Genomic DNA, 12703 nt, shown 5'->3' on the forward strand with positions numbered 1-12703 from the left:
TAGCGCGCCGGCGTGAAAGGCGCCCGTCACGCCCGTCGTCCGGCGGGCGGGGTGCTCAGGCCGGGACGCCGCGGTCGCTGCCAGGCTTGAGAATCAGCAGCTCGTCCGCCTCGCGGTTGCGGCAGCGCTGCAGGAAACCCTCCGCGGCGGCCGGATCGACCCGGTAGCGCTCCAGCGCCGCGCGGTCGATCTCGTAGTACTCCTCGTAGTCGGCCATGCGGTTGGCCACGGGGATCGAGAGGTAGTAGCGCCCTGATTGTTCTTCGATGCCGAGGGAAAAACGCAGCTCGCGGCTCACGAACAGATCGGTGAATTTCACTTCGGGGCGGTTCCGCGCGCGGGGGTCAGGGGTCGACGGGAGTCGCCGAATATCTTGCTGGCGGGATCCCTGCGACGTCAATGACCGCTTCGGCCGCGCCGTCCGGCAGCCTGCCGCCGGGGATCCACTTGTCGTTGGCGCCGGCCTCGTTCCCCGACGGCATGCGCAGGTCGAGTTCGGCGGGCGCGTCGAAGTCAACGCGCATCAGCGTGTTGCCGTCGAGCTGGCCCTCGGGCAGGCCCAGCGCGCGCTCCAGGGCGCGAGGGTCGCCGTTGGTGGCGGCCAGCAGCTCGTCGGCCTGCGAGCGGGTCATCACGAACGAGGTTCCGTCCACCTGGCCCGGCCCGTACTTGTCGAGGCCGGACTTGAGCTGGAAGCGGGTGGCGCCGCCCTCGAACAGGGCGAGATGGTCGGAAATGTACTGGGCGGGCAGGTATTCGGCTGGGTCCGGCCGGCTGCCCTTGGGCAGGGCGCTGATCTCGTCGATCTGGGTGCGCGTCAGCGGCACGGCGTTGTCGATGCGGGTCCCGGCGCGCGCGGCGTCGGCGACGTCGCTGGCGGCATCGGCGACCCGACCGCTCCGGGCGACCTTGTCGACGCCCTTCGTGCCCACCACCACCAGCACCGCCTCGGTCAGCCCGCGACCGATGGCTTCGCCGTAATTGCCGTTGTTCCAGTCGTCGACGATCGGCTCGACCACCGCATCGACCAGCAGCCCGGGGTTGCGGGCGATGGTGGCCGCGGTCTCGAAGGCGTTTTCCAGGCGCTCGCCGCCGCGCTGTGCGGACGGCAGCCAGTCCGGCGCGTCCTGCCCGGTCAAGTCCTCGTAGGCATCGGTGATCACACCGGCCCCGCTGAGGTCGTAGCCGGTCCGGGCCACGCCGACGCCGAGGTCGACCACGCCCTTGCCGGTTTCCCACAGCGTTTCGCCGGCGCCCTTGAAGACGCCGCCGACCTGCGAAAGTCCGTTGCCGATACTGTCGAATACGCCCATGGCGGGAGCCAGGCTGCCAGGATGCGACGACGCTAGCCGGGGCGGGCGAACGCGACAATCTGGGGGAAACCCTCGCGGCGGGGTCGGCGGGCGCCGCCAGGCCGCGAGAATCCCCACCCCGGGACGGGACGTTGCCCGACGCCCCGTCCGGGTGTCGTCCGATATCCGGCCTGCGGTCGAACGCGGATCCTGTTCGGGCGATATCACCACCATCACGTCACGGAGGACGTTCCCATGCACCGTATTCGCACGCTCGCCGGCCTCGCCATCGCCGCACTGCTGCCCCTCGCCGCGTCCGCCGGCCCCGGCGAGGACTACGTCGACACCTCGGCCTACTTCAGCACCGAGGCCCAGTACGAAGGCTGGTTCACCGCGACGCGCGGCCTGCGCCACGACTTCGACCAGATCTGCGGCGACACCTTCTGCGAGGGCGAGTACAGCAACATCGAGTCGCTGCGCTTCCGCTGCTCGGTGCATCGCGTCAGCGGGCGGATCGGGATGTGCACCTGGGTGTTCGCGGCCAGCCACGAGGAAATCGCGCCGGCGACCGGACGCATCGGCGTGCAGCGGGCCTTCTGGCAGTGCCGCACGCCGCTGGCGCCGGGGACGACGATCGACGAACTGCTGGCCGCGCTCGCGGTCGACGAACCGCTGTACGCGCCGTTGCCGTCGACCGGGCGCACGATGATGGACGGGCTGATCGACTGCCTGTGAGAGGGGAGCGCGGGATCAGTCGTCCAGCGCGTAGGGATCGTCGATCCCGAGCCCCGCGAGGATCTCGCGCTCCAGCTGCTCCATCGCCTCGGCTTCGCGGGCGTCGGCATGGTCCCAGCCCAGCAGGTGCAGGGCGCCGTGCACGGTCAGGTGCGCGTAGTGCGCGTTGAGCGGCTTGCGCTGCGCGCGCGCCTCGCGCGCCACCACCGGCGCGCACAGCACCATGTCGCCCAGGAGCGGCATGCGCACGCCCGGGGGCAGGCCTCGGGGCAGGTCGGCCGGGAAACTGAGTACATTGGTGGCGTAGTCGCGGCCGCGGTAGTGGCGGTTGAGCGCGCGGCCTTCCTTGGTGCCGACCACGCGGATGGCGAGGTCGGCTTCGCGGATGCGGCCGGCAAGCGCCGCGGCCACCCATCTGCGGAACGAGACCGCGGACGGCAGGCCCTTGCGCGGGACCGCATAGCCCACCGCCACGTCCAGCCGGGTGGGGCCGCGGGTCATTCAGCACCCCATTCGTGGGGTTCGTACTCGATGGTCACCACGTCGGCATCGCGCGCCAATGCGGTGACGGCACCTTCGCTGGCAAGAGCGTGGCAGTTGGCCGCTTCGTTGCGGGCCTGCAGGGCGAAGATCTCCCGGACCAAGGCGTCGGCCATCTCCCCCTCGGGTGCGGTGGGGTCAACTTGCAGGGCGTTGTCGTGGCAACTTCCGACATTGTAGGCCTGCACCGCCGGGACCAGTTCGCGCATCGCGCGGTCGGTCAGGGCCGCGAACGCGTCCGCATCGATCCGCGTGGTCATCGCACTCGTCCGCCCCTTGAAGAAATAAAGGTGGCGGTAGAACAGATAGCCGCGCGAGCGCATCGGCCACCATTCGCCTTCCGCGTCGCCGGGGTACTCGTACTGCATGTCCATGCGGCGGCCGTCGACATGGCGTTCGGTGGCTGTGAGGGTCGCAAGCGTTCGCGCCAGTTCGTCATCGGTGGCCGCTGGGGCCTGCGTGTCGGAGAACGGGGGTTGTTCGTCCTTCCCGGCCTCCGCCAGCCCGGCAGGCGCCTGCAGCGGCACATCGAACTCGACCGCCTCGTCCACCTTCAGCGCACGATAGCGGCCCTGGCCGGCGGCCATGTCCAAGGTGGCGCGGAACACGTGCATGCCGCTGTCCAGGACCTGCTCGGTGTCGCCGAGTCCCTGGGGATAGACGAACAGGTCGAAGCGGGTTTCCTCGTGTCCCGGCAGGATGTAGCGGATCGAAACGCCGGCGAATTTGTTCGCTGGATCGTAGTGGGTGTCCTCCAGGACGAAGTCACCCACCCTGTGCGGCGCGATCACATGGGTGCGGAGAATGAATGGCACCGCGCCGGCATCGTCCTTCGCGTCCTCGGAAGTGCCCTCCGCGAAGGTTGGCGCCACGACCGTTGCGAATGCGATCAGGCAGGCGGGGCGTCGTCCATGCATGGCCTTGGGTCCGGTGGACGGGCGCGAGGCCCGAGGCGGCCATCCTACGCCGGACCGCTCCCGGCATCGACCGCGTCGCGCCGGTCGTAGGCGCTGACGATGCGCGCGACCAGCGGGTGGCGGACCACATCGCGGGCTTCGAAGAAAGTGAAGCTTACGCCGTCGACCTCGTGCAGCACCTCGATCGCGTCCTTGAGGCCCGACTTCACGTGCTTGGGCAGGTCGATCTGGGTCATGTCGCCGGTGACCACTGCGGTGGAGCCGAAGCCCAGCCGGGTCAGGAACATCTTCATCTGCTCGATGGTGGTGTTCTGCGCCTCGTCGAGGATCACGAACGCATCGTTGAGCGTGCGTCCGCGCATGTAGGCCAGCGGCGCGATCTCGATGACGTTCTTCTCCAGCAGCTTGACCACCTTCTCCACGCCGAGCATCTCGTAGAGCGCGTCGTACAGCGGCCTCAGGTAGGGATCGACCTTCTGGGTCAGGTCGCCCGGAAGGAACCCGAGCTTCTCGCCGGCTTCCACCGCCGGACGCACCAGCACCAGCCGCTGCACGCGGGACTCGTTGAGCGCCTCGACCGCCATCGCCACCGCGAGGAAGGTCTTGCCGGTGCCGGCCGGGCCGATGCCGAAATTGATGTCGTGGGTGGCGATCGCATGCAGGTACCTGGCCTGGTTCGGGCCGCGGCCGCGGATGGTGCCGCGCTTGACCCGGATGGCGACGTCCTGCGGCACGACGCCGGGGTCGGCGACCGGTTCGTCCATGCCCGCCAGGCGCAGGTGGATGGCGTTGGCGTCGAGGGTTTCCTGGCCGGCGTCCGCGTACAGCTCGCGCAGCAGCGCTTCGGTGCGCGCCAGCGCCCTGTCGTCGCGACCGGCGACGCGAAACACGTTGCCGCGGTTGGAGATCTCCACGCCCAGGCGCAGTTCGATCTGGCGCAGGTGCGCATCGAAGGGCCCGGCCAGGTTGGCCAGGCGCTCGATGTCGGGCGGGTCGAGGGTGAAATCGCGCTGGGGCAATGGAGGCATCTGAAGTGGGCAGGGGGGCGAATGGGAAGCGGTGTGCTCGCGGCCTGGTCGCAACGGATCGCATGCGGCCGGAGGGCCGGACTGTCGCAACGACGGCGCCTACGTGGGCGAGGCGCGATCGGGCGGAGCGCGTGCCGGCAGGCGACGCAGGATACCGCTCCCGCCGAAACGGCGTTGTCGAGTCGCACAGCGCGCCAGGCGTCCGGGAGCCTCTTCCCTGCGGATGCGCGGCCGGGCGGCGAAGAGGGGCACCAGGTTGACCGCCGTAGCCCGCGAGGAACCAACCGACCAGCCCGTTCAGCCCCACGCTTGAAATTTAATTAATCGATCAATTAAATATGCGCATGGCCAGAACCGCCCCCCCGCACGCCCCGGATCCCGCCGCCGGGCCGCCTTCGCCCGAGGCGGCCCCCCGGTCGCGCGGGCGCCCGCGCCGCGACGCCCCGGACCTGCGTGCCTCGCTGCTCGATGCGGCCCTGGCCAGCTACGTGCGACACGGCATCGCCGGCGCCACGCTGCGCCGGATCGCCGCGGAAGCCGGCGTCACCCCGGCGCTGCTGCACTACTACTTCGCCGATGCCGCCGGCCTGCGCGAAGCGGTGATCGCCGAGCGGCTGATGCCGGTGTTCTTCGACATCCGCGACACCCTGCTCGGCATGCCCGACGCGTCATTGCGCGAGGTGCTGACGGCGTTCGTGGACGGCATCTGCGCGACGATCGCGCGCCACGCCTGGCTGCCGCCGCTGTGGATCCGCGAAGTGGTGAGCGAGGGCGGCAGCCTGCGCGACCTGCTGGTCACACGGCTGGCGCCGCAGATCGCCACCGTGCTCGCCGAGCGTTTCGGGCTCGAGCAGGCGGCCGGACGGCTCAATCCCGCGCTCGATCCGCGCCTGCTGATGGTCTCGCTGGTCGGGCTGACCCTGTTCCCCGCGGCCGGCACGCCGATCTGGCGCCAGATCTTCGCCAGCGACGAGCTCGGCATCGACGATATCCGCCGCCACGCGCTCGCGCTGATCGAGCGCGGGCTGGAGCTGCCCGCATGACCCACCCCGTTCTCCGTGGCCGCGCGTCCGCATGCCTGCTCGCCGCCCTGCTCACCCTGTCGGGGTGCGGCGAACAGGCCCCGCAGGCACTCGGCACGCTGGAATACGACCGCATCACCGTGCCCGCACCGGCGGCCGAACCCATCACCGCGATCGCCGTGCGCGAAGGCGAGCGGGTGGCCGCGGGCGCGCGTCTGCTGACGCTCGAGCGCACGCGCGGCGACGCCCAGCTGGACGCCGCGCGCGCAGAGGTTGCCGGCCGGCGCGAAGCGCTGGAGGAGCTGCGCAACGGCGCGCGCAGCGAGGACATCGACCAGGCCCGTGCCAGCCTGGCCGCGACGCAGGCGCAGGCGCGCGACGCCCGTGCGTACCTCGCGCGCCTGCAGCCGCTCGGCGCGCGCCAGCTGGTGGCCGCGGCAGAGCTCGACCGTGCCCGCGCCGCCGCCGGCAGCGCCGATGCGCAGGTGGCCGCTGCGCGCGCGGCGCTTGCCGAACTCGACAACGGCGCGCGTCCCGAACAGGTGGCGCAGGCCCGGGCCGCGCTCGAGGCGGCGCAGGCGCGGCTGCAGGCGCAGGCCGAGACCACGGACCGGCTGGACCTGGTCGCGCCGCGCGCCGGCCGCGTCGACAGCCTGCCCTACCGGCTCGGCGACGAGGCGCCGGTGGGCGCGCCGCTCGCGGTACTGCTGGTCGGCGACGCCCCGTACGCGCGCGTGTACGTGCCCGAGCCGCTGCGCGCGGGCGTGGAGGTCGGCGACCGCGCGACGGTGCGGGTCGGCGCCGGCGGCGAACGCCGCTACGCCGGCCGCGTGCGCATGATCCGCAGCGAGCCGACCTTCACCCCGTACTACGCGCTCACCGGCAAGGACGCCGCGCGCCTGAGCTACCTGGCCGAAGTCCAGCTCGAAGGCGACGGGGTGGCCGAGCTGCCCGCGGGACTGCCGCTGCGGGTGGAATTCGCCGAGTGACGTGCGAGCGCGCCATCCGCCCCTGCCCGCAGGTGCCGGGCAGCCGACGCGCGACCGCCGCCGGCGCCGCGCCCGGCATTCCACGTTCCCGTGCAGCGCTTCAGCCGGGCCGGATGGACGCGGGCCGGGTGCGCGTGGCGCTGCCGCGATGACCACCGACGCCGCCATCCGTGCGCGCGGCCTGGTCAAGACGTTCGGCGCGCTGACCGCGGTCGACCGCGTCGATCTCACCGTGCCCCGCGCCCACGTCTACGGGTTCCTCGGGCCGAACGGCTCGGGCAAGTCGACCACCATCCGCATGCTGTGCGGCCTGCTCACGCCCAGTGCCGGCGAGATCGAGGTGCTCGGGCTGCGCATTCCCGAACAGGCCGACGCGCTGCGCCTGCGCATCGGCTACATGACCCAGAAGTTCTCGCTGTTCGAAGACCTCACCGTGCGCGAGAACCTCGAGTTCCTCGCCGCGGTCTACGGCCTGCCGCGCGCGGCGGCGCGGACGCGGGTGGACGAGCTGCTCGAGCGCTACCACTTCACCGACCGGCCGCGGCAGCTGGCCGGCACCCTGAGCGGTGGCCAGAAGCAGCGCCTCGCCCTGGCCGGCGCGGTGATCCATGCGCCGGAGCTGCTGTTCCTCGACGAACCCACCAGCGCCGTGGATCCCGAGTCGCGCCGCGACTTCTGGGAAAAGCTCTTCGAGCTGGCAGACGCCGGTACCACCCTGCTGGTGTCCACCCACTACATGGACGAGGCCGAGCGCTGCCACCGCATCGCCATCCTCGACCGCGGCGCCCTGGTGGCCGACGGCACGCCGGGCGAACTGGCCGGCGCGCTGCGCGGGCGCGCGCTCGAGGTGCAGGCGCGCCAGCCGCGGGCGGTGCAGCGCGCGCTGTCCGGGCGACCGGGCGTGCTGAGCGTGGCCCAGATCGGCAACAGCCTGCGGGTGCTCTCGGCCGACGGCGCCGCAGGTGGCGAGGCGATCGCATCGGCCGTGCGCGAGGTCGCGCCGGACGCCGCGGTGCTTGCGGTGGAAGCCAACCTGGAGGACGTGTTCGTCGCGGCCACGCGCGGCCGCGCCGCGGAGGCCGCCGCATGAAGTCGCTGCGGCGCCTGTGGTCGGTGGTGACCAAGGAACTGCGCCAGATCCGGCGCGACCGGATCAGCCTGGCGATGATCGTCGCGATCCCGGTGATCGACCTGCTGCTGTTCGGCTACGCGATCAACTTCAATCCGCGCGACCTGGACGCGGTGGTCGTCGACCAGGCCAACACCGCGGCCTCGCGCGCGGCGGTGATGGACATGCGCGCCACCGGCGTGGTCGAGATCACCGGCGTCGCCGAGAGTCCGCAGGAGGCGATGGAGGCGCTGCGCCGCGGCGCGATCAGCGTCGGCATCGTGCTGCCGCCGGACTTCGAGCGGCGGCTGGCCGACGGCCGGCCGGCGATCCAGGTGATGGTCGACGGCACCGATACCGTGGTCCAGGCCGCGGCCACGCAGCTGGCGCAGCTGCCGCTCGACCCCGATGGCCGGCAGGCCGCGCGGGCGCCGTCGCGGATCGAGGTGGTGAGTTTCTACAACCCCGAGCGGCGCTCGGCGGTGAGCATCGTGCCGGGGCTGATCGGCATCATCCTGACCATGACGATGACCATGTTCACCGCCATGGCGGTGGTGCGCGAGCGCGAGCGAGGCAACATGGAGCTGCTCATCGCCACCCCGCTCAGCCGCGCCGAGCTGATGATCGGCAAGGTGCTGCCGTACGCGGTGATCGGCCTGGTGCAGACCACGCTGATCCTGGCCCTGGGCATCTGGATGTTCGACGTGCCGCTGCGCGGCAGCCTGGTGGACGTGTATGTCGCCGCGCTGCTGCTGATCCTGGCCAATCTCGCCATGGGGCTGCTGATCTCGACCCGCGCGCGCACCCAGTTCCAGGCGATCCAGATCACGATGTTCGTGTTCCTGCCCTCGATCCTGATCTCGGGCTTCATGTTCCCGTTCGCCGGCATGCCGCAGGTGGTGCAGTGGGGCGCGGAATTGCTGCCGATGACGCACTTCCTGCGCTTGGTGCGTGGGGTGATGCTGCGCGGCGCCGCCCTGCCCGAACTGTGGCCCGGCGTGGCCGCGCTGCTGGCGTTCACCACGGTCACGATGGGCGCGGCGATCCTGCGCTTCCGCAAGCGCCTGGACTGAGCGCGCCAACAGCGCCACTGGGGCCGGCCCCAGCTGTGGCGGGCGCGCGCCCCGCCGTAACCTGACGCCGAGACCGGCGGCCACCCCCGCGTCGCCGGGCCGCACAGGACACCTGCATGTCGTCTTCCCGTTTCCCGCTCGCCGGCGTGCGCCGGTTCACGTACGCCGACGCCCGCCCGCCGGGCTCGCCGACCCTGCGTACCGCGCTGCTGGTCGCCGCCATCGCCGCGCTGGCCGCCTGCACGGGCCCCGGCAGCGCGTCGGGGACCGAGGCCGGTTCGCGCGCGGCCCCGGCCAGGGCGGACGCGCGACCGGACGCGCCGGGGGAGGGCGAGGCACGCCCTGGGCTGGTCGATCCCAGGCCGCTGCAGGGTGCCGGGCCGGTGGCGTTCGACGCGGCGGGGCAGTGGCTGGCGTGGGGCGCGAACGGGGGCGTCCGCCTGCTCGCGCCGGGTCGCGAGGACGGTGAGCGACGCATCGATGTCGGCGGCAGCGTCGGCGACCTCGCGTTCGCGCCCGATGGCGCCCTGTGGCTGGTGGTCGACGGCGTGCCCCAGCTGTGGCGTGACGGCGCGCTGGCCTGCGCGGCCGACGGCGTCGAGGCCGATCGCCTGCTCGCGGTGGACGCACAGGGCGTGGTGGTCGCGCGGTACGGCCACGGCGACGGCGTCGGCACGCTGCGTCACCAGGCCTGGCTGGACGGCGCCTGCGCGCAGGTGCAGGCGCGCACCGATCCGTTGCCGGCCGGGCTGGAGGATTCGGACGCCGACCCCGGCGCCGACTTCGGCCGCGACACGCTGCGCCGCGTGCATGCACCGGCCACCGCGCTGGAGTCGGAACTGGAACGGGTGCAGCTGCCCGCCGGCGCCGGCATCCGCCAGGCGGTCGCGATGTCCACCGACGGCCGCTGGTGGGTGCTGGAGGGCGCCCAGGGCCGCACCCTGTGGCGGCGCGAATCGCAGTAGGACGCTGCGCGTTGCCGCGTCACGGCCGCGACCCGGCGGCAGTGTCGCGACCTTCGCGATGCCGGCTCAGTCTTCGGCGATGGCGTCGGTCGCCACGCGGCCCCGCAACGAGTTGCTCATCGTCTCGGTGATCACCACGTCCACGAACCGGCCCACCAGCCGCGGCGGGGCGGGGAAGTTCACCGACCGCATGTTCTCGGTCTTGCCGGTGAGCTCGGCCGGGTTCTTGCGCGACGGGCCTTCCACCAGCACCCGCTGCACGCGGCCGACCATCGCCGCGGAGATGCGCGCGGCATTGGCGCTGATGGTCGCCTGCAGCCGCGACAGCCGGGCGTGCTTGGTCGCGTCGGAGACATCGTCGGGCAGGTCCGCCGCCGGCGTGCCGGGACGGCGCGAGTAGATGAAGGAGAAGGACTGGTCGAAGCCGACGTCCTCGATCAGCCTCATGGTCTTTTCGAAGTCCGCGTCGGTCTCGCCGGGAAAGCCGACGATGAAGTCCGAGCTGATCGAGATGTCCGGCCGGACCGCGCGCAGCTTGCGGATCTTCTGCTTGAACTCGATCGCGGTGTAGCCGCGCTTCATCGCCGACAGGATGCGGTCGCTGCCCGACTGCACCGGCAGGTGCAGGTAGTTGGCCAGCTGCGGGACGTCGCGGTAGGCCTCGACCAGCGAATCGGAGAACTCCAGCGGGTGCGAGGTGGTGAAGCGGATGCGGTCGATGCCGTCGACTTCGGCGATCGTGCGGATCAGCAGCCCCAGGTCGGCCGTTTCCTCCGTGCCCGCCATCGCGCCGCGGTAGGCGTTGACGTTCTGGCCCAGCAGGTTGACCTCGCGCACGCCCTGCGCGGCGAGCTGCACGATCTCCACCAGCACGTCCTCGAACGGCCGGCTGATCTCGGTGCCGCGGGTGTAGGGCACCACGCAGAAGCTGCAGTACTTCGAGCAGCCTTCCATGATCGAGACGAAGGCGCTGGGTCCCTCGGCGCGCGGCTCGGGCAGGCGGTCGAACTTCTCGATCTCGGGAAAGCTGATGTCCACCTGCGGACGCTCGAGCTCGCGGCGGGCGCGGATCAGCTCCGGCAGGCGGTGCAGGGTCTGCGGGCCGAACACCAGGTCGACATAGGGCGCGCGCTTCACGATCGCCTCGCCTTCCTGCGAGGCCACGCAGCCGCCGACGCCGATGATGATCTCGCGCCCGTCGGCCGCGCGGCGGCGCTCCTTGAGCAGGCGCCAGCGCCCGAGCTGGCTGAACACCTTTTCCTGCGCCTTCTCCCGGATCGAGCAGGTATTGACCAGGACCACGTCGGCCTCCTCGACGTCGGCGGTCAGCTCCAGGCCCTCGCTGGCGGCGAGCACGTCGGCCATGCGGGCCGAGTCGTACTCGTTCATCTGGCAGCCGTGGGTCTGGATGAAGAGCTTGCCGCGGGCGGGCAGCGCCTGTCCCGGGGGCGGCGCGGCCGCCGGGCGGGACGTGCCGGACGACGGGGCGTCGGCGAGGATCGGCAGTTCGGTCATGTCGGTCTCCGGGGGCGCGGCGATGAGTCCGGGCCGGATGGCGTGGGGCGGGTCGGGCGGCCGGGGCCGGCACGGGATGCGGCGCGGCCGGTCGCGGCGTCCGCGCCGGCCCGCGGGCCGGGTGACGGATGCCGCCGGGCCTGGCGCGACAGTGTAAGGGGCGCGCGGACCGCCGGCGAAGACGCGTCCGTTTCCGGAACCGTGCGCCGTTTAACAATCAAGGACTTGGCAGGCGGACCGGAAGCGTGGACACTGCGCGCATGAAAGGGGGGCGGGGGCTCATCGCAGTCTTGGGGCTGGCGCTGTTGGCGCTGGCCGCGCCGGCGTGGGCGGGCACCATCTACCGCTGCGATGCCGCGGACGGCTCACGCAGCTACGTCAGCAAGCGGGTCAAGGGCGCCACCTGCGTGGCGGTGACCAACTACAGCAGCGCCGCCGCGCGCCGCGCGCCGAAGCCGGCGTCGTGGGTGCCGGCCGCCGGCAGCGCGTCGCCCGCGAACGCCGTGGCCGGGTCGCCAGCCTCGATCCACAACAATGCGCCGGCCACCTTCATGGGCGGCTCGGCGCCGGCTCCGGCGCCCGCACCCGTGGCGACGCCGGTCGCGGCCACGACGTCGGCCGCATCCACCAGGCGCCTGCAGCAGGGCCAGGTGTATTCCTATGTCCAGGACGGCGTGCGCCACTACACCAGCCAGCGTCCGAAGGGGTCCGACGCAGCCGCGGTGCGCACGATCCGCTACAGCTTCTTCGAGACCTGCTACGCCTGCGCGCCGCTGCCGGGCGTGAACTTCGGCAACGTGCGCCTCAACACCGCCGCCTACGCCGCCGAGGTGAAGGCCGCGGCCGCCGAGTTCGGGGTGGAGGAGGCCATCGTGCGCGCGATCATGCATGCCGAGTCGGCGTTCAATCCCAATGCGCTCTCGCGCGCCGGCGCACAGGGCCTGATGCAGCTGATGCCCGCCACCGCCCAGCGCTTCGGCGTGGTCAACGCGTACGATCCGGGGCAGAACATCCGCGGCGGGGTCGAGTACCTGTCGTGGCTGCTCAAGCGCTTCAACGGCGACCTGACCCTCGCGGCCGCGGGCTACAACGCCGGCGAGGGCGCGGTCGACCGGCACAAGGGCGTGCCGCCCTACAACGAGACCCAGCGCTACGTGGTCCGCGTCGCCCAGCTGGCCGAACGCTACCGCGGGCACATGGCGGCGAACTGATCCCGCGTCGCGGGCGCAGCCGGGCCTCCGGCGACCGAATCGGCGCGCGCGGCCGTCCTGAGCTGCAGGCCCTCCGATCATTCCCCTTGTTGCGGCGTATGTATCCCCGGGTTCCGGAATCCGGGAGGCCGCGGCCCGGCGGCGCGTGCGGTCCGCGCCCGCGTCGCGTTTCCCGCGCCGGTGGCGCGGCGCTCCGGACCGACCGACCCAGACCTGCGCAAGCGATTGATCGCAGGCGGGAAAACACGACCGCGACACCGCAGGCGTTGTCGCCGGATTCAGCGTTCCGTTACACTTCGGCGTTCTTT

Annotated in this window: 13 protein-coding genes; 7 read left to right on the forward strand and 6 right to left on the reverse strand. The window is 72.0% G+C overall.

Annotated elements, in window-relative coordinates; all coding sequences use genetic code 11:
• Nucleotides 1-55 precede the first annotated feature (55 nt).
• Together QFW80_RS15355 and QFW80_RS15360 are read right to left on the reverse strand one after the other, a co-directional pair.
• Complete coding sequence (locus QFW80_RS15355) at nucleotides 56-319, reverse strand: hypothetical protein (protein WP_202841147.1); 264 nt, start codon at nucleotides 317-319, stop codon at nucleotides 56-58.
• 25 nt (nucleotides 320-344) lie between these two features.
• Nucleotides 345-1313, reverse strand: coding sequence for a hypothetical protein (locus tag QFW80_RS15360; protein WP_280602848.1), 969 nt, complete (start codon nucleotides 1311-1313; stop codon nucleotides 345-347).
• A gap of 234 nt (nucleotides 1314-1547) precedes the next feature.
• Here QFW80_RS15360 and QFW80_RS15365 point away from each other — a divergent pair, with 234 nt between their 5' ends.
• On the forward strand, nucleotides 1548-2027 hold the full coding sequence (locus QFW80_RS15365; RefSeq protein WP_280602849.1) for a hypothetical protein: 480 nt from the start codon (nucleotides 1548-1550) through the stop codon (nucleotides 2025-2027).
• A 15-nt stretch (nucleotides 2028-2042) separates the two neighbouring features.
• On the opposite strand, the gene ybeY is transcribed toward QFW80_RS15365, so the two are convergent.
• From ybeY to QFW80_RS15380, 3 genes are read right to left on the reverse strand one after another with little or no spacing between them, the layout of a single operon-like run.
• On the reverse strand, nucleotides 2043-2528 hold the full coding sequence (ybeY, locus tag QFW80_RS15370; RefSeq protein ID WP_280602850.1) for an rRNA maturation RNase YbeY: 486 nt from the start codon (nucleotides 2526-2528) through the stop codon (nucleotides 2043-2045).
• Nucleotides 2525-3484 (reverse strand): hypothetical protein, encoded by a 960-nt coding sequence (locus QFW80_RS15375; protein WP_280602851.1) that lies wholly within the window; start codon nucleotides 3482-3484, stop codon nucleotides 2525-2527. The genes ybeY and QFW80_RS15375 overlap by 4 nt, the downstream gene beginning before the upstream one ends.
• 44 nt (nucleotides 3485-3528) lie before the next feature.
• Nucleotides 3529-4512, reverse strand: a complete 984-nt coding sequence (locus QFW80_RS15380; RefSeq protein ID WP_280602852.1) for a PhoH family protein — start codon at nucleotides 4510-4512, stop codon at nucleotides 3529-3531.
• A gap of 344 nt (nucleotides 4513-4856) precedes the next feature.
• Between QFW80_RS15380 and QFW80_RS15385 the strand changes: the two genes are divergently transcribed.
• From QFW80_RS15385 to QFW80_RS15405, 5 genes are all read left to right on the forward strand, one after another.
• Nucleotides 4857-5555, forward strand: coding sequence for a TetR/AcrR family transcriptional regulator (locus tag QFW80_RS15385; RefSeq protein WP_280602853.1), 699 nt, complete (start codon nucleotides 4857-4859; stop codon nucleotides 5553-5555).
• A complete protein-coding gene (locus QFW80_RS15390) occupies nucleotides 5552-6523 on the forward strand; it encodes an HlyD family secretion protein (RefSeq protein WP_280602854.1) in 972 nt (323 codons plus the stop codon). Before QFW80_RS15385 ends, QFW80_RS15390 begins: the two co-directional genes overlap by 4 nt.
• A 166-nt stretch (nucleotides 6524-6689) precedes the next feature.
• Nucleotides 6690-7613 (forward strand): ABC transporter ATP-binding protein, encoded by a 924-nt coding sequence (locus tag QFW80_RS15395; RefSeq protein WP_280603079.1) that lies wholly within the window; start codon nucleotides 6690-6692, stop codon nucleotides 7611-7613.
• Nucleotides 7610-8704, forward strand: a complete 1095-nt coding sequence (locus QFW80_RS15400; RefSeq protein ID WP_280602855.1) for an ABC transporter permease — start codon at nucleotides 7610-7612, stop codon at nucleotides 8702-8704. Before QFW80_RS15395 ends, QFW80_RS15400 begins: the two co-directional genes overlap by 4 nt.
• 116 nt (nucleotides 8705-8820) lie before the next feature.
• The gene (locus QFW80_RS15405) at nucleotides 8821-9669 is read left to right on the forward strand and encodes a hypothetical protein (protein ID WP_280602856.1); all 849 of its coding nucleotides are present in this window, start codon (nucleotides 8821-8823) and stop codon (nucleotides 9667-9669) included.
• 66 nt (nucleotides 9670-9735) lie between these two features.
• On the opposite strand, the gene miaB is transcribed toward QFW80_RS15405, so the two are convergent.
• Nucleotides 9736-11184, reverse strand: coding sequence for a tRNA (N6-isopentenyl adenosine(37)-C2)-methylthiotransferase MiaB (gene miaB / locus QFW80_RS15410; RefSeq protein ID WP_280602857.1), 1449 nt, complete (start codon nucleotides 11182-11184; stop codon nucleotides 9736-9738).
• 260 nt (nucleotides 11185-11444) lie between these two features.
• On the opposite strand from miaB, the gene QFW80_RS15415 reads away from it, so the two are divergent.
• Nucleotides 11445-12395: a lytic transglycosylase domain-containing protein gene (locus tag QFW80_RS15415; protein WP_280602858.1), complete on the forward strand. Its 951-nt coding sequence runs from the start codon at nucleotides 11445-11447 to the stop codon at nucleotides 12393-12395.
• The last annotated feature ends 308 nt before the right edge of the window (nucleotides 12396-12703 follow it).

This window comes from Luteimonas rhizosphaericola, assembly GCF_029888045.1.
GTDB lineage: Bacteria > Pseudomonadota > Gammaproteobacteria > Xanthomonadales > Xanthomonadaceae > Luteimonas > Luteimonas rhizosphaericola.